This window comes from Micromonospora sp. LOL_014 (assembly GCF_048060245.1).
GTDB lineage: Bacteria > Actinomycetota > Actinomycetes > Mycobacteriales > Micromonosporaceae > Micromonospora_E.
This window is the reverse complement of sequence record NZ_JBHMIP010000014.1, coordinates 90,207-114,605: the sequence shown is the minus strand read 5'-3', so window position 1 is coordinate 114,605 and position 24,399 is coordinate 90,207. Positions and strand designations below refer to the sequence as shown.

Below are 24,399 nucleotides of genomic sequence, written 5' to 3'. Positions count from 1 at the left end.
CCGCCCGCGTCAGGCGGCGGCCGGTGGAGTGCAGCGCCGGCAGAGCACCGGGTGCAGCAGGCGGGCGAGTTCGGCGCGGTCACGTACCGGGGCCGGGAAGGCCAACCGGGCGCGCGGCCCGTGCGGGCCGAGCGCGACCACGAACCCGTACCGGTCCATCCGGACGACCTGCGGATCCCTGGCCAGCGACCGGTGACCGGCGTCGCGCAACTGCCGGCGGATGAACGCGGTCATCTCGGCTCGGTGGTGGTCGGCGAGGTCGACGAGCAGCTCCGACTCGATGGCGCCGATCGGGTCGGGCTCGGCGGCGGCGTACACGTCCGGGTCGACGTCGATGGTGACGCCGCAGCGTTCCAGCCGGACCTCGGCCACCTCCATCCGGAAGATGGTGGCACCCCGGCCGACGTCGAGCAGGTCGGGGCAGGCGTGCACGTCGGCGAAGTCCAGCGCGGCCATCCGGGCAGGGGCACCGTCGAGCGGGCCGACCCAGCCGGACACCCAGACCCGGCCGTGCGTCGGCGAACCGGCCACCGGCGGTACGTCGGCCACCTCCAGCACCACGGCGGTGTCGTCGGTCCCGGGGACGGGTCGCAGCGCGCCGTCGAGTAGGTCGGACCCGGCGGCGAGCAGCAGGATCCGCCCCATCGGGTCGGTCGCGTGCCGTACGGCGTGCGGTCCGGGGCGGCAGGCGACGTGCGCCATGCCGGGCAGCCGGCCGAATGCCATCGTCCGGGCGATCTCCGCGGGACTGGGCTGCATGACACGGACCTCCGAGATCAGTTAGGCTCACCTTAGTGAGGGCAGGCTAACCTACTGAACCCGGAGACGTCCACGTGAACCACCCACGACCCAAGGCGCGAATCTCCCGCGCCCTCGGCATCCCGCTGACCCGCAAGTGCACCCGGTACTTCGAGCGGCGCCCGTACCCGCCCGGCGTGCACGGTCGCGCCCGCCGCAAGCCCTCCGACTACCAGGTACGGCTGCTGGAGAAGCAGCGCCTGCGGCACCAGTACAACGTCAGCGAGACCCAACTGCGGCGCGCCTTCGACGACGCGGTCCGCGGCACCGGCAAGACCGGCGAGGCCCTGGTCACGTTGTTGGAGCGACGCCTCGACGCGATCGTGCACCGGGCCGGCCTGGCTCGCACCATCTACCAGGCACGACAGCTCGTCGCCCACGGCCACTTCACCGTGGACGGTCACAAGGTGGACCGGCCGTCGTACCGGCTGCGCCCGGGTCAGGTGGTCCAGGTCCGGGAACGCAGCCGGACCAAACCGCCGTTCCAGATCGCTGCCGCCGGGGCGCACGTCGGCGAGGGACCGGGTGCGCCGTACCTGTCGGTCAGCCTCGCCGAACTGACCGCGACCCTGGTCCGCGAGCCCGCCCGCCGCGAGGTGCCGATCATCTGCGACGAGCAGCTGGTCGTCGAGTTCTATTCCCGCTGACCCCGGCCGCCGCTCCCGCCGGACCCGGTGACCTGCCCCGGCGGGTACGGCGCGGAGCCGGCGGTCACCGGGTTTGCTCCAGCCAGGAGGCGAAGAGCCGACCGTAGACCGACTCCGGATCGGCGAGCAGTTCCTCGTGCGGGCCTCGCTGCACCACCCGGCCACGGTCCACGACGATCACCTCGTCGGCGGCCTGGGCGGTGGACAGTCGGTGCGCGATCGCCACCGTGGTCCGGCCCCTGGTCACCGCCTCCAGGGTCCGCTGCAGCCGCACCTCGGTCGCCGGGTCCACCGCGCTGGTCGCCTCGTCGAGCACCAGCAGATCTGGATCCGCCACGTAGGCCCGGACCAGCGCCACCAGTTGCCGCTCACCGACGCTGAGCGCCTCGCCGCGCTCACCGACCGGGGTGTGCACCCCGTCCGGCAGGCCGGTCACCCAGTCGGCCAGCCCCAGCTCCACGAAGGCGGCGGACAACTGCCCGTCGGTGAGCTCCGGGCGGGCGAACCGGACATTCTCGGCGACCGTCGCGTCGAACAGGAAACCGTCCTGCGGAACCATCACCACCCGGGACCGTAGCGACTCGAACCGGACCCGGTCGAGCGGTACACCGGAGAGCTTCACCTGCCCGGACACCGGGTCCATCAGCCGGGCGAGCAGCTTCGCGAAAGTCGTCTTGCCGCTGCCGGTCTCGCCGACCACCGCCACCCGGGTCTTTGCCGGGATCTCCAGGGTCACCTCGGAGAGCACCTGCGGCCCGCCCGGGTAGGCAAAGCAAACCTGCTCGAACCGCACGTCCAGCGGCCCGCCCGGCAGCTGCACCCCGTCGTCGCCCGGGTCGGCCACATCCGGGGCGACGTCCAGCACGTCGAGCACCCGCCGCCAGCCGGCGATCGCGTTCTGCGCCTCGTTGAGCACCTCGGTGGCGATCTGGACCGGCTGGATGAACAGGGTCACCAGGAACAGGAACGCGGTGAGCTGGCCGACGGTCAGCCCGCCGTCCAACCCCATCCGGACGCCGACCACCACCACCCCGGCCAACGCCAGACCGGCGGCGATCTCCCCGGTGGAGAAGCTGACCACGCTGGTCCGCAGCGCGCGCTGCTGGGCGCGGCGCTGCCCTTCGATCGCCTCGTCCAGCCGACCGGCGGTGCGTCGGGACACGCCGTACGCCCGGATCACCGCCGCGCCGACCACGCTCTCCGCGACCGCGGCGAGCAGCGCGCCGGTGCGCTGACGAACCACGCCGTACGCGGCCGCGAGCCGACGCTGGAACGCCCGGATGATCAGCAGCGCGGGGACGAACGCGGCGAGGACCACCAGGGTCAGCTGCCACGAGTAGACCGCCATCACGACCGCGGTCACCACCACCTGACCCATGCTGATCAGCAGGATGACCCCGCCCCACTGCAGGAACTGGGTGATCTGGTCGACGTCGCTGGTGACCCGGCTGACCAGCGAACCGCGCCGCTCGGACTGCTGGTGCAGCATGGACAGGTCGTGCACGTGACGGAACGCACGGGTCCGCACGGCGGCGAGAGCGGTCTCGCTGACCGTGAACAGCCGGCGCACCATGAAGTAGCCGCAGACGGTCGTCACGACCAGCACGGCGGCGGTGGCCGCGACGATCGTGCCCACCACTTCGAGATCGGGGCCGCCCGGCGCCCGCAGGCCGTTGTCGATCGCCTGCTGGACCGCGACCGGGATGGCGGCCCGGCCGATCATCGACACCAGCGCCAGCAGCAGGGTGCCGGCCAGCCCGGTCCGCAGCTCCGGGGAGAGCGCCAGCCCGCGGCGCATCGTCTGCCAGGTCGACTCGGATCTGCCCGCCAGTGGGTTGGCGGCCGGCCCGCCCGACGGGTCGACGGGGTCGCCTCGACGCTCGCCGCCGGCGCGGTCGACGGTGGGCGCGCTCACGCGACCACCTCCGCCGCCCGCGCCGGACCGCCACCGGGATCGCCGTCGGTGCCGGTCCGGGTCCGCTCCCGCTCCGCTTCCGCCTGCTCGTACGCGGTCACCAGGTCGTTGTAGCCGGGACAGCGGGACAGCAGCTGCTGATGCGTGCCGTGGTCCACTACCCGGCCCTGGTCGAGGTAGACCACCTCGTCGGCGAGGGCGATGGTTGCCCGCCGGTACGCGACGATCAGAATCGACGTCGCGAACTCGGAGCTGCGCAGTGCGGCCAGGATCGCCGCCTCCACCCGGGGGTCGACGGCGCTGGTCGCGTCGTCGAGCACCAGCAGCCGGGGCTGCCCGGCCAACGCGCGGGCCAGGGTGAGCCGCTGCCGCTGGCCGCCGGAAAGCGTGGTGCCGCGCTCACCGACGACGGTGTCCAGCCCGTCGTCGAGCGCCGCTACGAACCCGTCCGCCTCGGCCAGCCGCAGCGCCGACCAGGCCACCTCGTCGGTCAGCCCGGGCCGGTCGAGAGTGACGTTCGCCCGGACCGTGTCGTCGAAGGCGAACGGCACCTGGGCGACCAGGGAGACCGTGCGGGCCAGCGAGCCGGCGGTCAGCCGGGGCAGTTCGACGCCGTCCAGCACGACCCGGCCGCCGGTCGGATCGACCAGCCGGGCGGCCAACGCGGCGATGGTCGACTTGCCGGCTCCGGTTGGCCCGACCAGGGCCACGGTTCGCCCGGCGGGCACGGTGAACGACACGTCACGCAGCACCGGCGGCAGCGCGCCGTCGGTGCCGGGCGCGGTGACCGCAGTCGGGTCGACGGACTGGTCGGCCGGGGCCGGCGCGGCGGGCTCGCCGACCGGGGGCCGGTAGCTGAACCAGACCCGGTCGAAGACCAGGCTCGCCGGGGTGCCGGCGGCGGGCAGTTCGGTGTCGCCGTACGGCATCTCGCCGGTGGCCGTGAGCACGTGCCGCACCCGGTCCCATCCGGCGACGCTGCGGGGCAGCTCGGCCAGCACCCAGCCGATCGCCCGGACCGGGAAGGCCAGCACGGTGAACAGGAACGCGACGCTGACCAGGTCGGCCACGCTGACCGCGCCCTGCCGCAGCCGGGCGGCACCGACCAGCAGCACGGCAAGGGTGCCAAGGCTGGGCAGGGTCTCCAGCAACGGGTCGAACAACCCGCGCAGCCGGCCCACGGAGATCAGCGCGTCGCGCAGCTCGGCCGCCCGGCCGGCGAACCGGGCGGTCTCCTGGGCCTCCCGCCCCATGGTCTTGACCACCAGGGCACCGTCGAAGCTCTCGTGCGCGATCCCGCTGACCTCGGCCCGCAGCTGCTGTGCCCGGACCTGCCGGGGGGCCATCCGGCGCGAGTAGACCACGTTGAGGGCGAACAGCGCCGGGAACACCGCAAGCCCGACCAGTGCGAGCACCCAGTCGGTGGCGAACAGCGCGGCGATCGCCGTGACCAGCATCACCACCGTGCCGACGGCGAACGGTAGCGGGGCGACCGGGAACCAGGTCGCCTCGACGTCGGAGTTCGCGTTCGACAGCAGGGTGCCGGTGGGGTGCCGCTGGTGCCAGGACATTGGCAGGTCGAGGTAGCGGCGGGTGACCCGGCGGCGGTAGCTGGCCTGCAGACGGTACTGCATGAAGCCGGCGCCGAGCCGCCGGCCGAAGATGCCCACCACCTTGACCACGCTCACCGCCAGCAGGGCCGCCGCGCCGGCTCCGAGCAGGCCGGTCTCCACCCGCCCGGACTCGATCGACGGAACCACCACCTCGCCCACGATCGCCCCGACCACGTACGCGCTGGCGATGGTGAGCAGCCCGAACACGACGCTGCCGCTGACGCCGACGGTGAACAGCCCCGGCTGCTCGCGGATGCCCTGGCCGAGCACCCACAGGCCGCGGAGCAGGACGTCACGGCTTGTTCGATTGGCCACGCTACCCCCGACTGTAAGTCCTGGTCATCAAATCTCGTCCTTACCGACCCACGATGCCAGCGGGGTACGACGACTGTGGCCACCGCCACAGCACGCCCCCGGTCCCGGCACCCGACCCGGTACCACGACGTCGACTCGCTCGGCGCGCCGTCCGTCGCCCGCCTACGATCGGTTCATGGCGCGGTTCGCACAAATGGAACGTCATGCCCTGGCCGACCTGTTCCTTGCCGTTGGTCCGGATGCCCCGACGGTGAACGACGGGTGGACCACCCGGGACCTCGCCGCGCACCTGGTCGTCCGGGAGCAGCGGCCCGACGCGGCAGCGGGCATCTGGTTGCCGGTGCTGCGCGGCTACAGTGAACGGGTCCGGCTCGAACTCGCCGCCTGCCCCTTCCCCGACCTGGTCCGGATGGTCCGGCAGCCACCGGCGTGGAGCCCGGTGAGCAACCGGATCACCGACGAAGTGGTCAACCTGATGGAGTTCTTCATCCATCATGAGGACGTCCGACGGGCCCAGCCGGACTGGCACCCCCGGGACCTGCCGCCCGGCGAGCAGGCCGCGCTGTGGAAACGCGTCTCGGCGCTGACCAGGCTGCGGCTGCGCCGGTTCCCCGGCACGGTCACCGTCGTCGCCGACGGCTACGGGGACGTGGCGACCGGGACCGGCGGGGACCGGGTGTCGCTCAGCGCCCCGCCCGGGGAGCTGGTGCTCTTCCTGACCGGCCGACAGCGGGTGGCCCGGGTCCAGCTCGACTGCGCCGCTGCGGTCGAAGAACGATTGCGTAACGCCCGCTTCGGCTTCTAGCGGCGATCCTCGTCGTGGCCGGGCCGGACCGCGATGATGATCATACCGGTACGCCATCCCTCCCCTTGGCGGCCGGCTGGAGGCCGTATGCGCGCGTTCGCCCCGACGTCCGTGGTCGCCCCACCGTTCCGGCCCCGCGTCAACCCGTACCGGTCGACGCTCGCCAGGGCGTCGGCGGGCTGGGCGGACCGGCACGGGCTGACGGCTGATCCGCAGCGTGCCGCCCGGCTGCGCCGCGCCAACGCCGCCGAGTTGGCCGCCCGGGTCGCGCCCGACGCCGACGTCGTCCGCGTGCAACTGCTCAGCGACCTGTTCACCTGGCTGTTCGCGCTCGACGACCGCTGCGACGAGGACGGGCTCGGCACCGACCCGGGCCGGGTCGCGCCGGTGATCAGCCCGCTGATGCGGACACTCGACGGACCCGGTGCCACGCCACCGACCGACCTGGGCGACCGGTCGCCACTGGCGCTGACCCTCGCGGATCTGTGCCACCGGGTCCGCCGGCTGGGCCGGCCCGGGATCCTGCTGCGGTTCACCGCTTCGCTGCACCAGTACCTCTTCGCGCTGCTCTGGGAGGCCGGCAACCGCCAGCAGGGCCGGGTGCCGGCGGTCGCCGAGTACATCCAGATGCGCCGGCACGCCGGCGCGGTACTGCCCAGTTTCGCGCTCACCGACCTCGCAGAAAGCGGACTGCCGCATTCCCGTCACCGGGTTGACCCGACGCTCGCCAGACTGAACACTGTGGCGGCGGATCTGGTCTGCTGGTGCAACGACCTGTTCTCGTACGGCAAGGAACATGGCCAGGATCCCCACAACCTGGCCACCGTGATCGCCCACGAGACCGGCTACGGTCCGGCGGCGGCCCTGGCCACCGCCGCCGAATGGTTCAACGACGGTCTCGCGCTGTTCCTCCGGCTGCAGGCCGAGGTGCTGACCGACGCGCCGCCGCCGGTGCACCGCCTGGTCGCGACGCGACGAAACTGGATCCGTGGCACCTACGACTGGTCGGTGATCTCCAGCCGGTACCAGTGACCGGGCGTCGCACCGCCGGTGTGGACGGGATTCAGCCGTCCAGCTCCCAGCCGATCTCCGGCTGGTCACCGGCGCACACGGCGTCGACCTCGTGCTCCCCTGCCGGCCCCACGAAGCTCACCTCGACGTCGTCCTCCGGCGGTCGGAGCTGCCCGAGGACACCGCCCGGGTGGTGCGGCTCGACTTGCCGGACGGTCCGCCGGTGGGAATCGACGCCGAGGACCTGGCCGCCGCAGTCGACGCGGTGCTGGGCAACGCCTTCGCACACACCCGGACGGCACCGCATTCGCCGTCACGCTGACCGGCGCGACGACCGACGGCGCCGAGCGGAACCTTCACGATCAGGACGATGACCGCTGGGACGGCGACGGCCACGACCGCCGGGACCGCTGAGCCGCGGCGGCCCGAACGTGCCGGGCGCCGGGACGGGGTGATGTCCGTCCCGGCGGCCGGACGTGATCAGCCAATCGGTGCGGGCAGCAGCGGCGGACGCTGGGTCAGCGTCGGCACCGCGGTCAACGTCGGGCGCGGGGTGAGGGTCGGGCGCGGGGTGAGGGTCGGAATCACGGTCGGGATCACAGTCGGCCTGACGGTCAGCGTCGGTACCGGGGTGATGACGTTGCGGAACAGGACGTAGAGCAGCAAGTTCGGCGAGCCGGGCCCAGGGTTGACCACCACGTTCGGCGTGGCGATCCGCAGGATGAACGCGGACACCTGCGCCGGGGTGTAGTTCGGGTACGCCTGCAGCACCATGGCGGCCGCGCCGGCCACGTGCGGCGCGGCCATCGAGGTGCCGCTGATCGTGTTGGTCGCGGTCGGGCTGGTGTGCCAGGCCGAGGTGATCTGCGATCCGGGCGCGAACAGGTCCAGGCAGCGTCCCCAGTTGGAGTAGGAGGCCCGGTTGTCGTTGCGGTCGGTGGCCCCGACGGTCAGTGCGGTCGGGACCCGGGCCGGCGAGAAGTTGCAGGCGTCGGCGTTCGAGTTGCCGGCCGCCACCGCGTAGCTGACTCCGGAGGAGATCGAGGCGGTTACCGCGCTGTCCAGCGTTGCGCTGGCACCGCCACCGAGGCTCATGTTCGCGACCGCCGGCCGGCCTGCAGCGTTGGTGGTGACCCAGTTGACGCCGGCGAGGACTCCGGCGACGGTGCCGCTGCCGCTGCAGTTGAGCACCCGCACGGCGACCAGCCGGACCTTCTTGGCGACGCCGAACCTGGTGCCGCCGACCGTACCGGCGACATGGGTGCCGTGCCCGTTGCAGTCCGCCGCGGTGCCGCCGAACGCGTCGTAGCCGGGCACGGCCCGGGGGGACAGGTCGGTGTGGTCGAACCGGATGCCGGTGTCGATGATGTACGCGGTGACCGTCGAACCGGTGTTCGGGTAGGTGTAGGAGCGGTTCAGCGGCAGGTAACGCTGGTCGATCCGGTCCAGGCCCCAGGACGGCGGGTTGACCTGGGTGCCGGCCAGCGAGACGGTGTGGTTCTGCTCCACGTACGCCACGGACGAGTGCGCCGCCAGGCGACGGGCGGCGGCCTCGGAGAGCTTGATCTCGAAGCCGGTGAAGGCGGTCTCGTACAGTCGGTTGACCACGCCGCCGTAGGTCCCGGCGAGTTCGGCGGCGCGGGTCGCGATCCGGGCGGTCCGCATGGAGCGGGAGCCGCTCACCGCGCTGGCCTTCAACGCGACGATGTAGCTGCCCGCCACCGCGGTGGCACCACCCGCCTGGCGGATCTCGCCGGTGGGGGCGGCCGTGGCCGGCGGGGTGACCGTCATGGTGGCGACGGCTGCCGCCACGACCAGCACCAGGGCGCGCCGGACGTGCGTGCGCATGGGTGTCATCTCCGTCCTTCCTTCGGTCTTTTGTCCGCAGTAGTCGATCTACTGCGGACAGATGAACGATCGACGATGCCGATCGGACCGATCGTAGGGCGGAGCCTATTGACGACTTCCTATATTTCTTGAGTCATATCACTGACAGCATGCATCCGGCTACCCTAAGCGCCGTCGGAGTGTGGGCGAGATGCCGCAGGGTGCGGCCCCCGGGCGCTGGGGTGCCCAGGGGCCGCGCGCTGCTCGAGCTGTCGGGTCGGTCAGCGGATCACCGGATCAGTTGACCACGTAGAGCAGGCGGTTCGGCGAGCCGGAGCCCGCACCGGACACCACGCCGGTGGTGGCGTTGCTGACCAGGTAGCTGGTCACCTGGGAGGGGCTGTAGGAGGGGAACCGGCTGAGCACCAGAGCGGCGGCACCCGCCACGTGCGGAGCGGCCATCGAGGTGCCGCTGATGGTCCGGGTGGCGGTGTTGCTGTTGTACCACGGTGCGGTGATCGACGAGCCCGGCGCGAAGATGTCCAGGCAGCGGCCGTAGTTGGAGTACGACGCACGGGCGTCGCTGCTGGTAGTCGCGCCGACGGTGATCGCGCTGGAGACCCGGGCCGGCGAGTAGTTGCAGGCGTTGGCGTTCGAGTTGCCGGCCGCCACCGCGTAGCTGACACCGGAGGAGATTGAGTTCGCCACCGCGCTGTCCAGCGTGCTGCTGGCCCCACCGCCGAGGCTCATGTTCGCCACCGCCGGCTTGACCGCGTTGGCGGTGACCCAGTTGACCCCGGCGACGACCCCGGCGACGGTGCCACCGCCGGAGCAGTTCAGCACCCGCACGGCGACCAGCCGGACACCCTTGGCCACCCCGTACGCGCTGCCGCCGACCGTACCGGCGACGTGGGTGCCGTGCCCGTTGCAGTCCGCCGACGTGCCGCCGAACGCGTCGTAGCCGGCGCGGGCCCGCCCACCGAAGTCGTTGTGCGTGGTGCGGATGCCGGTGTCGATGATGTACGCGGTGACGTTGCTGGCCGTCGTGGGGTAGGTGTAGGCGTTGTTCAGCGGCCGGTTGCGCTGGTCGATCCGGTCCAGACCCCAGGACGGCGGGTTCGTCTGGGTGGCGGCGAGCGACACGGTGTGGTTCTGCTCCACGTACGCCACGGACGAGTGCGCGGCGAGCCGGCGGGCGGCCGACGCCGACAGCCGCGCCTCGAAGCCGTTGACCGCGGCGCCGAAGACACGGTTGACGGCACCGCCGTACTGTGCGGCGAGGCTGCCGGCCCGGTCCGCGACGGCGGCCGCGCGGGCTGCGTCACCCCGGGCTGCGACGGCGGCGTCGGTGAACACCACGATGTAGCTGCCCGCGACCGCGGTGGCCCCGCCGGCGAGCTTGATCTCCCCGGCCGGAGCGGCGGCCGCCGGGTTGCCGACGAGCGCGGTGGCGACGGCGGCGGCGCAGCCGGCCAGCAGTAGCCGGCGGCCAGTGGTACGGAGAACGGTCATCCCTGTTCCTTCCTGGATGCGGACACCCGCGTCGGCTTGTGGCCGTCTCGGTCGCGGGCGGGCGAGCGGGATATCGATTGATGAAATCCTATGCGTGAGCGTTGGCAGGTTTATATATCGATATCCCCATACCGCCGACGCATGGTTTCCGGTGGCCGGCGCCGGGCGCCGGCCACCGACCCCGAGGCCGGACACCGCCGGGCACGAGCGAACCAGCCCTTGACGAGGAACGACACCGCGAGGCTTGGCCGGGTTTGCCGCGCTGGGCGTTGCTTGGGGCTAGCCGAAAACCGAGCCTGGCACTACTGTTCGGTAACACAGAATTTACGTGACAGCGCTCACTATCACATATGCGGAGGCGACGGACCCGATGGCTCTCGACGTCCCATACCGGTCGATTCCCGACATGTTTCTGCAGCGGGTGGCTGCCACGCCGGACCGGAACGCGATCGCCGGACCCGCCCCCGGCGACTCCGGCCTGACCTGGATGACCTGGGCCGAGGTCGCCGGCCGGACCAGGGCGATCGCCGCCGGCCTGTACGCACTGGGCGTCGGCAACGAGGACCGGGTGGCCATCCTGGCCAACACCCGGATCGAATGGGTGCTGGCCGATCTCGGCATCATGTGCGCCGCCGGCGCGACGACCACGGTCTACCCCACCACCGAGCCGGCCGACGCGGCGTTCATCGTCGGCGACTCCGGCTCGAAAATTCTGATCGCCGAGAACCGTGCCCAAGCCGACAAGATGGCCGACGCGGACCTGCCGGCGCTGACCCACGTGGTGCTCATCGACGGAGCAGCCGACCCCGCCGCGACGGTCCCCCAGCTCACCCTGGCCGAGCTGGAGGAACGCGGCACCCAAGCACTCGCCGAGGAACCCGGCCTGGTCGAACGGATCGCCACCACCATCGAGCCGGAGCACCTGGCCACCCTGATCTACACCTCCGGCACCACGGGCCGGCCCAAAGGCGTCGAGCTGCTGCACCGGGGCTGGTGCTGGGAGGCCGTCGCCCAGTCCCAGCTGGGCATCATGAACCCCGACGACCTGCAGTACCTCTGGCTGCCGCTGTCACACTCGTTCGGCAAGACCCTGCTGTGCAGCATCATCCACGTCGGGCTGCCGACCTATGTCGACGGCCGGGTGGACAAGCTGGTCGACATGCTGTCGGTGGTCCGGCCGACGCTGATGTGCGCCGCCCCGCGGATCTTCGAGAAGGTCTACAACAAGGCGGTCGCCACAGCGCAGGAGGCCGGCGGCGCCAAGGCCCGGATCTTCGACTGGGCGGTCCGCGTCGGTCGCCAGCGGGTGGCCCTGCAACAGGCCGGCCGGCCGGTGCCGGGTGGGCTGAAGCTCAAGTACGCGATCGCCGAGAAACTGGTCTTCAGCAAGCTCCAGGCCCGCCTCGGCGGGCACATCAACGCGCTGGTCTCCGGTTCGGCGCCGCTGAGCCCGGACATCGCCGAGTTCTTCGCCGCCGCCAACCTGCCGATCTGCGAGGGCTACGGGCTGACCGAGGCGAGCGCGGCCAACTTCGTCAACCGGCCGGTCCAGATCAAGATCGGCACCGTCGGGCAGGCGCTGGGCGACCTGGAGTGCCGCATCGACGAGGACGGCGAGGTGCTGCTGCGCGGCGCACCGGTGATGCGTGGCTACCACAACCTGCCGGCGGAGACCGCCGAGGCGTTCACCGCCGACGGATTCTTCCGCACCGGCGACATCGGCAATCTCGACGACGAGGGCTTCCTGACCATCACCGACCGCAAGAAGGACCTGGTCAAGACGTCCGGCGGCAAGTACGTGGCACCGTCGCACATCGAGGGCCTGTTCAAGGCGGTCTGCCCGTACACCTCGCAGGCGGTGGTGATCGGCCAGGCCCGCAACTACTGCACCATGCTGGTCACCCTGGACCCGGACGCCATCACCGGCTGGGCCGCCGACGGGCCGCTGGCTGGCCGGCCGTACGCCGAGATCGTCGCCTCGCCCGAGGTGCACACTCTGGTGGCGGGCTACGTCGCCGAACTCAACGGCAAGCTCAACCGGTGGGAGACAATCAAGAAGTTCGCTATCCTCAGTCGGGACCTGACCATCGAGGACGGCGAGATGACGCCGTCGCTCAAAATCAAACGCCGGATCGTGGAGAACAACTTCGCCGCCGAGATCGACCGGATGTACGCCGGTCAGCTCGCCGAGATCTGACCGTGGGGTCGGGCACCAGCCGCCGTCAGGCGATCATGGCGGGCTCCCGCCACTGACGGCGGCTGGTGCGGTCAAGGTCGTAGCGCACGGCGGCGATCCGCCGTACCGCGTCGGTCAGCACCGGCACCGGCAGGGTGAACGGCAACCGCAGGAACCGCTCCAGGGTGCCGTCGATGCCGAACCTGGGGCCGGGGGCCAGCCGTACCCCGGACTCCTCGGCCGCTCGGGCGAGCGCGCTGGAGATCGGGCCGTCCAGCTCCGCCCAGAGGGTCACCCCGCCGTGCGGCACGCTGACCCGCCACTCGGGCAACACGTTGGCCAGCTCGGTGAGCAGCGCGTCCCGCTGGGCGGTGAGCTGCGCCAACCGGGCCGGCACGATGGTGTCCGCCGCGGCCAGCAGGTGGACCCCGACCAGCTGGTCGAGCACCGGACCGGCCATGTCCACCCCGACCCGCAGGGCGGCGAGCCGCTGTACCAACGGCGCCGAGGCCCGTACCCAGCCGATCCGCAGCCCACCCCAGTAGGGCTTACTCATCCCCCCGATGGAGATCACCCGGGAGTGCCGATCGAAGACCGCGGTCGGCGGTGGCACCGGGGTGCCGTCCAGCGGCAGGTCCACGAACGACTCGTCGACCACCAGGTCGGTGCCGCTGGCGTGGGCCGCCGCGACCACCCGTTCCCGCAGCTCGGCCGACATCAGGTGACCGGTCGGATTCTGGAACTCGGGGATCAGGTAGGCCAGCCGGGGCCCGTCCTGTCGGATCGCGCCGAGCAGCAGGTCGGCGTCCCAACCGCCGCCGGCGGTGGTCGCCAGTCCGTGGGTGGCGATCCGGGCCCGACGGGCGGCGAGCGCGGCGAGCGCGTTCGGGTAGGTAGGCGACTCGACCAGCACCGGTGCGCCAGCTGGCAGCAGCAGCCGTAGCACCAGGTCGAGGGCGTGCTGGGTGCCGCTGGTCACCATGATCTGCTCCGCGCTGGTGGGCAGACCACGCCGGGTGTAGCCCTGGGCGACCGAGGCCCGCAGCTCGGCCAGCCCGGTCGGGTAGTAGCCGGCGTGCTGAAGGTAGCGGGGCAGGTCTTCGGCGGCGGCGCGGGCCGCCGGCACCAGCTCGGGTGGGGCGGCCAGCGCCGCGTACCCCAGGTCGATCATGTCGGGGGCGGTCTCCGCGGTCCACAGCCCGGAGCTGGCCACCTGGTGTCCGGTGGGCAGCGTGGTCCAGCTGCCGGCCCCCCGGCGGCTGGTCAGGTGGCCGGTCTCCCGCAGACTGCGGTACGCGGCGGTGACGGTGGTCCGGCTGATCCGCAGCGCCTCGGCCAGTTCCCGCTCGGCCGGCAGCCGTACGCCGAGCGGCAGCCGCCCGTCGGCGAGCAGGCCGCGGACCGCCCCGGCCAACGCGGCGTAGTCCGGGTTGCGCCGCCGGCCGGGCAGGGCATGCCACTGGCCGAGCAGCCGGGCCAATTGGCTGCCCCGCACGATCACTGCCATAGCCAGTTGCCTCCAATTGGTCGTATCGCGATCGCCGATTGGCCTTCAATGTGGCATGCATGACCAAGATTGGCAACGGCGGTGGACTCCGCCGCAGACCGGACCCCAACCCCGGTCACCATCCCGGCGGCCGCCCCGGCCGCCACCCGGGTCGGCGACTGCCCCGACGGCTCGGACAGCTCTACGCCGGCCTCGCCCTGTACGGCGTCAGCATGGCGCTGATGATCGAGTCGGATCTCGGGCTGAACCCGTGGGACGTCTTCCACCAGGGGTTGACCCAGCTGACCGGGTTGAGCTTCGGGACCGTCACGGTGTTCGTCGGCGGAGCCGTGCTGCTGCTGTGGATACCACTGCGGCAGCGGCCCGGCCTCGGCACGGTCAGCAACGTGGTGGTGATCGGCGTCGCGGTGGACGCCGGTCTCGCACTGCTGCCCGCACCGACGCAGCTGCCGGTCCGGGGCGCGTTCCTGGTCACCGGGATCGTGCTCAACGGCCTGGCCACCGCCTTGTACATCGGGGCGCGGATGGGCCCCGGCCCCCGGGACGGGCTGATGACCGGCTGGGTCGCCCGGCACCCGCGCAGCTTGGTCCGGCTCGTCCGCACCGTGATCGAGCTGACCGTGCTGGCGTGCGGCTGGCTGCTGGGCGGCACCGGCGGGCTGGGCACCGTGCTCTACGCGGTCGGCATCGGACCGCTGGTGCAGTTCTTCCTGCCGCTGTGCACCGTACCCACCGGCGCGACCGCGCCCGAGCCGGTCCCGGCGGTCAGTCGTCCGGCGGACGGTAGCTGACGCCGACCCGGTCCAGCCGGCGCAGCTGCCCGGTCAGCCGACTACGGAACTCCGCCCACACCCCGGGCGGCACCGCGCCGGTGTCGTCGGTCGGCACCGGTCCGGACCAACCCACCTCCGCCAACGCGGCCAGCCGGGGGAAGGCCCGCCACCACACCCGCTGCTCGGTGGGCAGGTACTCGCTCCACAGCTGCCCCTGCACCCCGAGCACGTCGCCGGGCTGGAACCCGTACACCGTGCGCAGCGGCAGCACCCCGGCGATGGCCAACGGCTCGGCCGGATCGTCGGACTCGGCCCAGTCGAAGTACGTGTGGCTGTACGGCGCGGCAACCACCGGAAGACCGGCGGACCGGGCCAGGTCGATCCGGTCGATGCCCCGCCACGCGAAGACGGTGGACCCGCCCGGAACTCCCCGGTCGAGCAGTTCGTCCCAGACCGCGGTCCGCCGACCGTGACCGGCCAGATGCTCGGCCAGCCGCCCGGTCCACCAGCCCTGCAGGTCGGCCACCCGGGGCAGGCCGAGCTCGGTGGCCCGGGCGACGGCCGCCGGGTTCGCCGCCCACTCGGCGGTCGGCACCTCGTCCCCGCCGACGTGCACGTACTCGAACGGAAAGACCTCGACCACCTCGTCGAGGATGTGGTGCACGGCGGCCAGGGTGGCCGGTTCCAGGTTGAGTACGTGGGTGGAGATCCCCCAGGTCGTCCCGACGGCCAACCGGCGGGTCGGATCGTTGCCGAACTCGGGATAGGCCGCGATCGCCGCCTGAGCGTGCCCGGGCAGGTCGATCTCCGGCATGATCCGCACACCGCGCCGGGCCGCGTAGGCCACCAGGTCACGCAGCTCTGCCTGCCGGTACCAGCCGCCGTGCGGCACCCAGTCGCTGCGGCCGTCCCGAAGATGACCGGCCGGCGACGCCGCCCGGAACCCGCCCACCTCGGTCAACCGGGGGTACCGCCGCACCTCGAACCGCCAACCCTGGTCGTCGGTCAGATGCAGGTGCAGAGTGTTGAGCTTGTGCATGGCCAGCACATCGACATAGCGGTAGAGCAGCGGCAGCGGGTGGCACCAGCGGGCCACGTCGAGCAGCGATCCCCGCCACGGGTACGCCGGCACGTCGACGATCTCCACCGTCGGCAGCCGCCACGGCACCCCGGTGACCGGACCGGCCGCGTACACCTGGTCGGGCAGCAACTGACGCAGCGTCTGCACCGCCCAGCGCAGCCCGGCCTCGGCGGCGGCCACCGCCCGGACCCCGGACGGGTCGACCCGCAGCCGGTAGCCCTCGGCGCCGAGCGCGGGATCGTCGCGCACCAGCAGACTGATCACGCCATCGCCGGGCGCCCCCGCTGCCGCCAGCGGCAGCCCGGTCGCCGGGGTGAGCAGTTCGCGCAGCAGGTCGGCGACGCCGGCCGGCGCGCACACACCGGTCGTCGCATCGAGGGTGAAATGCCCGGCCGCACGGATCAGCCGGGTGGGACGCGGCAAAAGCATGTCCACAGCCAAGCACAGGAGTTCCGCCCGCGCGCCCGGCGCGGCATCATGGGCAGATGATGGACGAGGGGTGGGCTTGGTCGGACGCGTGGATCTTCGTCTCGACGGTCATCGCGGGCAAGGTGGGTCGGCACCGCAGGTCTCCGCTGAGCCGCCGGCCCGAAGGGGTACGCCTGGTCGACGTGCTCACCACCGCCGAACACCTCAACCAGGCGATCCCCACCCGGGAAGAGATCGAGACCGGGGTACGCCGGCTACTCGGTGCCGGGCTGGTCTCGGTCAGCGACGGCTGGTTCCAGGTGACCGAGGCCGGTGAACGGCTGTGGCGGGACCGGCCACGCAGCGGTCTGACCACCACCGTGGACAGTGTGCACGGGGTGCTCGACCAGCGGTACACCACCGCCGAGGCCGACTGGCAGCTGGACGACCAGGACCACGCCGCCGCGATGCTCGAATACACCGGGCGTTTCCTACCGCCGGCGCCCCGGCGTCCGGTGGAGAACTCCGCCGCCCGGCAGGGCCGGGCCTGACCTCGGGCGGGTCGACAGGGCCGGCTATGGCGGTCAGCGCACCGGGTGGCCGGCGTCGCGCAGCTCCCGTTTGACCGCGCCGATGGTCAGCTCGCCGAAGTGGAACACACTCGCGGCGAGGACCGCGTCGGCCCCGGCGGCCACCGCCGGCGGGAAGTGCGCGGTGGCACCGGCCCCGCCACTGGCGATCACCGGGATGTCGACCACCGCCCGTACCGCGGCGATGAGTTCGACGTCGAAGCCCGCCTTGGTTCCGTCGGCGTCCATCGAGTTGAGCAGGATCTCCCCGGCGCCCAGTTCGGCGCCGCGCCGTGCCCAGGCCACCGCGTCGATCGCGGTCCCCCGCCGACCGCCGTGCGTGGTCACCTCGAAACCGCTGGGCGTGTCACCGCTGGCCACCGTCTGCGGCCCGGCGCGGCGCACGTCCAGGGACAGCACCAGCACCTGCCGGCCAAACCGGTCGGCGATCTCGGCGATCAGATCGGGTCGGGCGATCGCCGCGGTGTTCACCCCGACCTTGTCCGCTCCGGCGCGCAGCAGCGTGTCCACGTTCTCCACCGACCGCACCCCGCCGCCGACGGTGAGCGGGATGAAGACCGACTCGGCGGTCCGACGGACCACGTCCAGCATGGTGCCGCGGGCGTCGGAGGAGGCGGTGACGTCGAGGAAGGTCAACTCGTCCGCGCCGGCCGCGTCGTAGGCTGCGGCCAACTCGACCGGGTCCCCGGCGTCACGCAGGTCGACGAAGTTGACCCCCTTGACCACCCGGCCCGCGTCCACGTCGAGGCAGGGGATCACCCGGACCGCGACGGTCACGCCGAGGCCTCCGATCGGCCGGCGTCGCGCAGCGCGGCGAGCGCCTGCGCGACGCTGAACGCGCCGGCGTACAACGCCTTGCCTGCGATCACTCCCTCCACCCCGGCCGATTCCAAAGTGGCGAGCGCCCGCAAATCATCCAGGGTGGACACACCGCCGGAGGCGATCACCGGCGCGTCGGTCCGCGAGCACACCTCCCGGAGCAGGTCCAGGTTCGGTCCCCGCATGGTGCCGTCCTTGGTGATGTCGGTGACGACGTACCGCGCGGCCCCGGCCTTGTCCAGCCGTTCGAGGATCTCGAACAGGTCACCACCGTCACGGGTCCAGCCTCGAGCGGCCAGCGTACGGCCACGCACGTCCAGGCCGATCGCCACCCGGTCGCCGAACTCGGCGACGATCCGGTCGCACCAGACCGGGTCCTCCAACGCGGCGGTGCCGATGTTGACCCGGGCCGCGCCGGTGCCCAGCGCGGCGGCGAGCGACTCGTCGTCGCGGATCCCGCCGGACAACTCCACCGCTACGTCGATCTGCCGGACCACCTCGGCGAGCAGATGGGCGTTGCTGCCCCGACCGAAGGCGGCGTCGAGGTCGACCAGGTGGATCCACTCCGCCCCGTCACGCTGCCAGGCGAGCGCCGCCTCCAGCGGATCACCGTAGGAGGTTTCGCTACCGGCCGCGCCCTGGACCAGGCGGACGGCCTGGCCGTCGGCGACGTCGACAGCGGGAAGCAGGGTCAGGGTCACGGATTGTCTCCTCGAAGGTGGTGGGTATCAGGTCCGTCGGCCGAGTGCGATGACCACGACGGCGGGTGCCACGAGCAGCAGTACGACGATCAGCAGCAGGCGCAGCGCCATGTCGGGCACGGCCAGCCAGACGACCGCCAGCGCCGCCACGGTCAGCACCGCGATCCCGGCACGTTCGGCGCGGCTACGCCGGATGAACAGCCGCCCGGTGCGCCCGCCCGGCCGACGCGGGGTGAGCCGGCGCAGCGCGGACCGGCGCCGCTGCCGGCGGGCGCTGGTCCGGGCGCGGGCGGCCCGCTCGCGTTCCGCCTCGGCCAGCCGGGCGGCCCGGCGGCGGGCCCGTTCCTTGCTCACCGGTCCTCCCCTCCCGTCATGGTCGGTGGAGTCAACGTGGCCAGCCAGTTGCCCAGCAGGATCGCCCCGGTCTGAGCGGACTTCTCCGGATGGAACTGCGTCGCCGACAGCGCGTCACGTTCGGCGGCGGCCACGAAACCGGCTCCATGTTCGGTGGTGGTGACCAGGGCGCCGGCGGCGCTCAGCTGGTCGACGGCGAGTGCCGCGTACGAGTGCACGAAGTAGAACCGGGCGTCGCCGGGCAGACCGGCGAACAAGGTGCTGCCGGCCGGCGCGGCGACGGTGTTCCAGCCCATGTGCGGCACCCGCTCGGCGGGCAGCCGGCGAACCCCGCCGGGCAGCAGGCCGAGCCCTTTGGTGACCACCCCGTGCTCCTCGCCGTACTCGAAGAGGATCTGCATGCCGACGCAGATGCCGAGTACCGGGCGGCCCTCGGCGACCCGCCGCGCGATCACCGGCGCCGCACCCAGCTCGTCGATACCGGACATGCAGGCCGCGTACGCGCCGACGCCCGGCACCACCAGTCCGGCGGCGGCGTCGGCCGCGGCCAGGTCGGCGGTCACGGTCACCTCGGCACCGGCCCGGGCCAGAGCCCGTTCGGCGGAGCGCAGATTGCCGGAGCCGTAGTCGAGCACCACGACGGCCGGCGATGGCGTGACCATCAGTCACCTCCCGGTAGCAACCAGAACACGCCGGCGGCGACCGCCAGCAGGGCGAGGCCGGCGGCCAGACCGATGGCACCCCGCCCGGCACCCTGACGGTGCAGCGACCAGACGCCACCGACCAGCACCCCGGCCAGCGCGAACAGCGCCACCGGCAGGAAGCTGTCCACGTTACAGCGCGCCTTTGGTGCTGGGCACCGAGCCGGCCGACCGGGGGTCGATCGCCACCGCCTCGCGCAGCGCCCGCGAGACCGCTTTGAACTGGGCCTCAACCACGTGGTGCGCGTCCGGGTGGCCGCCGTCGCGGGCGGCCCGCAGCACCGACACGTGCAGCGTGATCATGGCCGAGTGGCCGAGCGACTCCCAGATGTGCCGGGTCATGCTGGTCGGGTAGACCGGCCCGATGTACGGCGCCAGCGCCGGCTCGTCGTGCACCACGTACGGCCGGCCGGACAGGTCGACCACCGCCCGTACCAGTACCTCGTCCATCGGGATGGTGGCCGAGCCGTACCGGCGGATGCCCGCCTTGTCGCCCAGCGCCTGGCGCAGCGCGGTGCCCAGCGCGATCGCCGTGTCCTCCATCGTGTGGTGCGCGTCGATCTCCAGGTCACCGACCGTCTGTACGGTCAGGTCGAACCCGCCGTGCCGGGCGATCTGGTGCAGCATGTGGTCGTAGAAGCCGACACCGGTGCCGATGTCGGCGGTGCCGGTGCCGTCGAGGTCCAGCTCCACCAGCACCTTGGTCTCGGCCGTGGTGCGTTCGACCCGTGCGGTGCGGTTCATCAGATTCCTTCCGTGGACGCTCCGGCCCGCAGGCCAGGGAGGAGATTTGCGGCTGTCTGCGACGTGGCGGCTGGTTCGGACCCGGTGACCTGCTCGGTCATCGCGTCGAGGAACGCGTCGGTCTCCTGCGGCGTCCCAGCGGTCACCCGCAGCCAGCCGGCCAGCCCGACGTCACGGACCAGCACCCCGCGTTCCAGCAACGCCTGCCAGACGGCCCGCTGGTCGCCGGTGGCGCCACCGGCGCCGTTGACACCGAACAGCACGAAGTTGGCGTCGCTGTCCGCCACGGTGAGCCCGAGCCGACGCAGCTCGGCGACGATCCGGTCCCGCTGCTGCATGATCACCCGTACCGTACCGAGCAGGGTGTCCCGGTGCGCCAGCGCCGCCCGGGCCGCCGCCTGGGTCAGCGCCGACAGATGGTAGGGCAGGCGGACCAGTTGGACCGCGTCGACCACCGCGGGATGCGCCGCCAGGTAGCCCAGTCGACCGCCAGCGAAACCGAACGCCTTGCTCATCGTCCGGGTCACCACCAGCCGTGGATGCGTCGACAGCAGCCGCACCGCGCTGGCCGTGCCGGGGCGGGCGAACTCGGCGTACGCCTCGTCGACGACGACCATGCCCGGCGCGGCGGCCAGTACCGCCCGCACCACCGCCGGGTCCAGGGCGGTCCCGGTCGGGTTGTTCGGAGAGCAGAGGAAGACCAGGTCCGGCTGGTGCTCGACCACCTGGCCGGCCGCGTCGTCGGCGGACAGGTCGAAGTCGGGTCCGCGTCGGCCGTCCACCCACCGGGTGCCGGTGCCCACCGCCAGCAGCGGATGCATCGAGTACGCAGGGGTGAAGCCGAGCGCCACCCGGCCGGGACCGGCGAACGCCTGCAGCAACTGCTGCTGAATCTCGTTGGAGCCGTTGGCCGCCCACACCCCGGCGGTGGTCAGCCCGTGCCCGAGATAGCCGGCCAGATCGGCCCGCAGTGCGACCGCGTCCCGGTCCGGGTAGCGGTTGAGTTGCCGCAGCTCGGCGGTGACCGCCTCGGCGATCGCCTCGACCACGACGTCCGGCAGCGGGTAGGAGTTCTCATTGGTGTTGAGCCGCACCGGTACGTCCAACTGCGGTGCCCCGTACGGACTGCGCCCGCGCAGATCGTCGCGGATCGGCAGGTCGTCCAGGGTGACCGGGCCGGTCATCTGGTCACCGCCGGTCCGCCCGGGGAAACGGCCGGTGAGTTCGCTGCCGGGGCGGCGCTGCCGGCCGGGTCGGCGAACCGGGCCCGGACCGCCTGCCCGTGCGCCGGCAGGTCCTCCGCCTCGGCCAGGGTGACCACGTGCTCGGCGACGTCACGCAACGCGTCCGCGTCGTACTCGACGAAATGGATGCCGCGCAGGAAGGACTGCACCGACAGGCCCGAGGAGTGCCGGGCGCAGCCGCCGGTGGGCAGAACGTGGTTGGAGCCGGCGCAGTAGTCGCCCAGCGACACCGGGGCGTACGCGCCGACGAAGACCGCCCCGGCGTTGCGGACCCGCAGCGCCCACTGCCGGGCGTCCCGGGTCTGGATCTCCAGGTGCTCGGCGGCGTACGCGTCGACCACGGCCAGACCCGCGTCGAGGTCGTCGACCAGGACGGTGCCGGACTGCTCGCCGCCGAGCGCGGTCGCGATCCGGTCGGCGTGCCGGGTGGCCGGCACCTGCCGGGCCAGTTCCTGGTCGACCGCGTCGGCCAGCCCGGTCGACGGGGTGACCAGTACGCTGGCCGCCAACGGGTCGTGCTCGGCCTGGCTGATCAGGTCGGCGGCGACGTGCACCGGGTCCGCGGTGTCGTCGGCGAGGATGGCGATCTCGGTCGGGCCGGCCTCGGCGTCGATACCGGCCACCCCGCGCAGCAGCCGTTTGGCGGCGGTGACCCAGATGTTGCCCGGCCCGGTGATCACGTCGACCGGGGCGCACCGGTCGGTCCCGTCCGGGTCGACCGCGGCACCGTAGCCGAGCATCGCGACGGCCTGGGCTCCGCCGACCGCGTACACCTCGTCGACGCCGAGCAGGGCGCAGGCGGCCAGTACCCGCGAATCGGGCAGCCCGTCGTTGTCGCGCTGCGGCGGGCTGGTCACCACCAGCGATGCCACCCCGGCGACCTGGGCGGGGACCACGTTCATGACCACGGTCGATGGGTACACCGCCAACCCGCCGGGCACGTACAACCCGACCCGGCCGACCGGCACCCAGCGTTCGGTGACGGTGCCGCCGGGCACCACCTGGGTGGTGACGTCGGTCCGGCGCTGGTCGGCGTGCACCCGCCGGGCCCGGTCAATGCATTCCAGCAGCGCGGCCCGGACCCCGGGATCGAGGTCGCGCTCGGCCGCGGCGAGCGCTTCGGTGGGCACCCGCAGCCGGTGCGGGCTGACCCCGTCGAACCGCTCGGCCGCCTCCCGGATCGCCGGGTAGCCATGGTCACGGACCGCCTCCACCAGCGGGCGGATCCGCTCGACCGCCACGGAGACGTCGAGCTGGGCACGGGGCAGCAGGCCACGCGGGTCAGGTGACCCGCCTCGCAGGTCGATCCGGTTCAGCACGCTTGCGAGTCTAGGCGTCCTCCCACTGGCCGGACGCCGGCCGTCCAGCGGACGGGACAGTGAGCGTGACCACGCTAGGCTCGACCGGTGGGTCAGCGGCTACCGGTCTTTCCGCTCGGGACGGTGCTCTTCCCCGGGTTGGTGCTGCCTCTGCACATCTTCGAGGAGCGTTACCGGGCACTGGTCCGGCATCTGACCAGCCTGCCCGAGGGCGTCACCCGGGAGTTCGGGGTGGTGGCGATCCGGCGTGGCTGGGAGGTGCTGCCGAGCGCCGGGCCGCCGGGTGCGCCGGCACCGACCTCGGTGAGCCTGTACGAAATCGGCTGCACCGCTCAGCTGCGGCAGGTCACCGAGCTGCCGAACGGACGGTACGACATCGTGACGGTGGGCCGGCGCCGGTTCCGGATCACCGACCTGGCCACCGAAGGTACGCCGTACCTCACCGCGTCGGTGCAGTGGCTGCCCGAGCCGACCGGGTCCGAGGAGCTGGCCGACCTGCTGGCCCCGCAGGTGCTCGCGGTGTTCCGGCAGTATCTCGACCTGGTCCGGACCGACTCTGCCGAGATCACCGAGCAGCTGCCGGAGACGCCGACCGTGCTCTCCCACCTGGTGGCGGCGACCGCCGCGTTGCACATCAGCGAGCGGCAGGCGCTGCTAGCGGAGCTGGACACCGCCCGACGGCTGCGGGCCGAGCTGCGGATGCTCAATCGGGAGGTGGCGCTGCTGCGCCGGGTGCGGGCGGTGCCGGTCCCGTTGCCCGAGTTGGCGGTTCCGGCGAGTCCGAACTGATCCGCGGATCGGCGGCGACGTCCGGGGCCGGACGAACGTCCGGGGCCGCTGGGAGGATCGGAAGGTCAGGCCCGGCTTCGCCCCGGTCCGGCCCCGGACGCAGGTCCGGGTGGCTGGACCAGCCGGCCAGCATGGTGTACGCCAGCACTGCGCCGAGCGCCGGAGCGCTGAACGCGCCGGTGACCGTCGGCAGCACGCCGAACCACAGGTCGAAGTCGCCGGCCTGCAGGTCCGGTGGCCGCTCCAACTGGGCACCGAGCGCCGCCGCCTCGATCGCCCGCTGGTAGCCGGCCAGGCCGATCTGCCGGCCCAGGGCCCAGGCCAGCGCCGCCGCGCCGAGCCCACCGGCGGCGACGGCGACCAGCCCGTACGGGCCACGGGACCGGGGCAGCGACGCCCAGACGACGATCCCGGCGAGGATCCCGTAGCCGACGCCGAGCATCGCGAACCAGCCGTCGGCGGCGACGAAGACCTCCGGGTCGCCGCCCCGTACCGCCGCGCCCTGCTCGGTCTTGACCACCGGGATCCAGGGGGCCAGCATCGACCAGGCGACGCCGAGCGGAGCACCGCCCACGGTGATCGCGGCGGCGACGTACAGCCCTGGCCGTCGCCGGATCCGGCGCCGGCTGGCGGCCGGGGTGGACCCCGCCGCGCCGACGTCGGACGAGGGTGCCGGCGACGCTCCGGACGGGCCGGTCGGGTCGCCGGGTGGGCCGGCGTCGGCGGTGGAACTCACCCGTCGATCCTCTC

23 protein-coding genes are annotated in these 24,399 nt (G+C 72.6%); 7 read left to right on the top strand and 16 right to left on the bottom strand.

The window, feature by feature from the left end; genetic code table 11:
* Positions 1 to 9 precede the first annotated feature (9 nt).
* Positions 10 to 759 carry a DUF2470 domain-containing protein gene (locus ACFHW1_RS14615; protein ID WP_416567972.1) on the bottom strand — a complete coding sequence of 250 codons (750 nt, stop codon included), beginning with the start codon at positions 757 to 759 and terminating at the stop codon, positions 10 to 12.
* A 74-nt stretch (positions 760 to 833) separates the two neighbouring features.
* On the opposite strand from ACFHW1_RS14615, the gene rpsD reads away from it, so the two are divergent.
* Positions 834 to 1,445, top strand: coding sequence for a 30S ribosomal protein S4 (rpsD, locus tag ACFHW1_RS14610; RefSeq protein ID WP_416615599.1), 612 nt, complete (start codon positions 834 to 836; stop codon positions 1,443 to 1,445).
* Between the two features lie 64 nt (positions 1,446 to 1,509).
* Here rpsD and ACFHW1_RS14605 read toward each other — a convergent pair whose 3' ends face one another.
* Entirely contained in the window at positions 1,510 to 3,243 is a 1,734-nt protein-coding gene (locus tag ACFHW1_RS14605) for an ABC transporter ATP-binding protein (protein ID WP_416615619.1), read from the bottom strand.
* A gap of 113 nt (positions 3,244 to 3,356) precedes the next feature.
* Positions 3,357 to 5,288 carry an ABC transporter ATP-binding protein gene (locus ACFHW1_RS14600; RefSeq protein ID WP_416551767.1) on the bottom strand — a complete coding sequence of 644 codons (1,932 nt, stop codon included), beginning with the start codon at positions 5,286 to 5,288 and terminating at the stop codon, positions 3,357 to 3,359.
* A gap of 175 nt (positions 5,289 to 5,463) precedes the next feature.
* Between ACFHW1_RS14600 and ACFHW1_RS14595 the strand changes: the two genes are divergently transcribed.
* Positions 5,464 to 6,093, top strand: a complete 630-nt coding sequence (locus ACFHW1_RS14595) for a TIGR03085 family metal-binding protein (protein WP_416551766.1) — start codon at positions 5,464 to 5,466, stop codon at positions 6,091 to 6,093.
* 87 nt (positions 6,094 to 6,180) lie between these two features.
* Positions 6,181 to 7,125 (top strand): terpene synthase family protein, encoded by a 945-nt coding sequence (locus tag ACFHW1_RS14590; protein WP_416551765.1) that lies wholly within the window; start codon positions 6,181 to 6,183, stop codon positions 7,123 to 7,125.
* 459 nt (positions 7,126 to 7,584) lie between these two features.
* On the opposite strand, the gene ACFHW1_RS14585 is transcribed toward ACFHW1_RS14590, so the two are convergent.
* A complete protein-coding gene (locus tag ACFHW1_RS14585) occupies positions 7,585 to 8,952 on the bottom strand; it encodes a S8 family peptidase (protein ID WP_416551764.1) in 1,368 nt (455 codons plus the stop codon).
* A gap of 276 nt (positions 8,953 to 9,228) precedes the next feature.
* Complete coding sequence (locus tag ACFHW1_RS14580; protein ID WP_416567976.1) at positions 9,229 to 10,443, bottom strand: S8 family peptidase; 1,215 nt, start codon at positions 10,441 to 10,443, stop codon at positions 9,229 to 9,231.
* Between the two features lie 370 nt (positions 10,444 to 10,813).
* Here ACFHW1_RS14580 and ACFHW1_RS14575 point away from each other — a divergent pair, with 370 nt between their 5' ends.
* A complete protein-coding gene (locus tag ACFHW1_RS14575) occupies positions 10,814 to 12,640 on the top strand; it encodes an AMP-dependent synthetase/ligase (protein WP_416568010.1) in 1,827 nt (608 codons plus the stop codon).
* A gap of 25 nt (positions 12,641 to 12,665) precedes the next feature.
* Here ACFHW1_RS14575 and ACFHW1_RS14570 read toward each other — a convergent pair whose 3' ends face one another.
* Positions 12,666 to 14,126 (bottom strand): PLP-dependent aminotransferase family protein, encoded by a 1,461-nt coding sequence (locus ACFHW1_RS14570; protein WP_416567977.1) that lies wholly within the window; start codon positions 14,124 to 14,126, stop codon positions 12,666 to 12,668.
* A 59-nt stretch (positions 14,127 to 14,185) separates the two neighbouring features.
* Here ACFHW1_RS14570 and ACFHW1_RS14565 point away from each other — a divergent pair, with 59 nt between their 5' ends.
* Positions 14,186 to 14,917 (top strand): YczE/YyaS/YitT family protein, encoded by a 732-nt coding sequence (locus tag ACFHW1_RS14565; protein WP_416551761.1) that lies wholly within the window; start codon positions 14,186 to 14,188, stop codon positions 14,915 to 14,917.
* Here the strand turns inward: ACFHW1_RS14565 and ACFHW1_RS14560 are convergent.
* A complete protein-coding gene (locus tag ACFHW1_RS14560) occupies positions 14,892 to 16,409 on the bottom strand; it encodes a beta-N-acetylhexosaminidase (RefSeq protein ID WP_416551760.1) in 1,518 nt (505 codons plus the stop codon). The two genes, ACFHW1_RS14565 and ACFHW1_RS14560, sit on opposite strands and share 26 nt — an antisense overlap.
* A gap of 56 nt (positions 16,410 to 16,465) precedes the next feature.
* Here ACFHW1_RS14560 and ACFHW1_RS14555 point away from each other — a divergent pair, with 56 nt between their 5' ends.
* A complete protein-coding gene (locus ACFHW1_RS14555) occupies positions 16,466 to 16,939 on the top strand; it encodes a hypothetical protein (RefSeq protein WP_416551759.1) in 474 nt (157 codons plus the stop codon).
* 33 nt (positions 16,940 to 16,972) lie between these two features.
* On the opposite strand, the gene hisF is transcribed toward ACFHW1_RS14555, so the two are convergent.
* From hisF to hisD, 8 genes are read right to left on the bottom strand one after another with little or no spacing between them, the layout of a single operon-like run.
* Positions 16,973 to 17,755 carry an imidazole glycerol phosphate synthase subunit HisF gene (hisF, locus tag ACFHW1_RS14550; protein ID WP_416551758.1) on the bottom strand — a complete coding sequence of 261 codons (783 nt, stop codon included), beginning with the start codon at positions 17,753 to 17,755 and terminating at the stop codon, positions 16,973 to 16,975.
* A complete protein-coding gene (gene priA, locus ACFHW1_RS14545) occupies positions 17,752 to 18,498 on the bottom strand; it encodes a bifunctional 1-(5-phosphoribosyl)-5-((5-phosphoribosylamino)methylideneamino)imidazole-4-carboxamide isomerase/phosphoribosylanthranilate isomerase PriA (RefSeq protein ID WP_416551757.1) in 747 nt (248 codons plus the stop codon). The genes hisF and priA overlap by 4 nt, the downstream gene beginning before the upstream one ends.
* Before the next feature lie 27 nt (positions 18,499 to 18,525).
* The gene (locus tag ACFHW1_RS14540) at positions 18,526 to 18,852 is read right to left on the bottom strand and encodes a hypothetical protein (RefSeq protein WP_416589583.1); all 327 of its coding nucleotides are present in this window, start codon (positions 18,850 to 18,852) and stop codon (positions 18,526 to 18,528) included.
* Positions 18,849 to 19,514 (bottom strand): imidazole glycerol phosphate synthase subunit HisH, encoded by a 666-nt coding sequence (hisH, locus tag ACFHW1_RS14535; RefSeq protein WP_416551755.1) that lies wholly within the window; start codon positions 19,512 to 19,514, stop codon positions 18,849 to 18,851. The genes ACFHW1_RS14540 and hisH overlap by 4 nt, the downstream gene beginning before the upstream one ends.
* Positions 19,514 to 19,684 carry a hypothetical protein gene (locus tag ACFHW1_RS14530; RefSeq protein WP_416551754.1) on the bottom strand — a complete coding sequence of 57 codons (171 nt, stop codon included), beginning with the start codon at positions 19,682 to 19,684 and terminating at the stop codon, positions 19,514 to 19,516. Before ACFHW1_RS14530 ends, hisH begins: the two co-directional genes overlap by 1 nt.
* Before the next feature lies 1 nt (position 19,685).
* On the bottom strand, positions 19,686 to 20,297 hold the full coding sequence (gene hisB / locus ACFHW1_RS14525; RefSeq protein WP_416551753.1) for an imidazoleglycerol-phosphate dehydratase HisB: 612 nt from the start codon (positions 20,295 to 20,297) through the stop codon (positions 19,686 to 19,688).
* Positions 20,297 to 21,481: a histidinol-phosphate transaminase gene (locus tag ACFHW1_RS14520; RefSeq protein WP_416551752.1), complete on the bottom strand. Its 1,185-nt coding sequence runs from the start codon at positions 21,479 to 21,481 to the stop codon at positions 20,297 to 20,299. Before ACFHW1_RS14520 ends, hisB begins: the two co-directional genes overlap by 1 nt.
* Complete coding sequence (gene hisD / locus ACFHW1_RS14515; protein ID WP_416551751.1) at positions 21,478 to 22,860, bottom strand: histidinol dehydrogenase; 1,383 nt, start codon at positions 22,858 to 22,860, stop codon at positions 21,478 to 21,480. Before hisD ends, ACFHW1_RS14520 begins: the two co-directional genes overlap by 4 nt.
* A gap of 87 nt (positions 22,861 to 22,947) precedes the next feature.
* Here hisD and ACFHW1_RS14510 point away from each other — a divergent pair, with 87 nt between their 5' ends.
* Positions 22,948 to 23,649 carry an LON peptidase substrate-binding domain-containing protein gene (locus ACFHW1_RS14510; RefSeq protein ID WP_416551750.1) on the top strand — a complete coding sequence of 234 codons (702 nt, stop codon included), beginning with the start codon at positions 22,948 to 22,950 and terminating at the stop codon, positions 23,647 to 23,649.
* Here ACFHW1_RS14510 and ACFHW1_RS14505 read toward each other — a convergent pair.
* Positions 23,564 to 24,385: a DUF2567 domain-containing protein gene (locus tag ACFHW1_RS14505; RefSeq protein WP_416551749.1), complete on the bottom strand. Its 822-nt coding sequence runs from the start codon at positions 24,383 to 24,385 to the stop codon at positions 23,564 to 23,566. The genes ACFHW1_RS14510 and ACFHW1_RS14505 overlap by 86 nt on opposite strands.
* Positions 24,386 to 24,399: the final 14 nt, after the last annotated feature.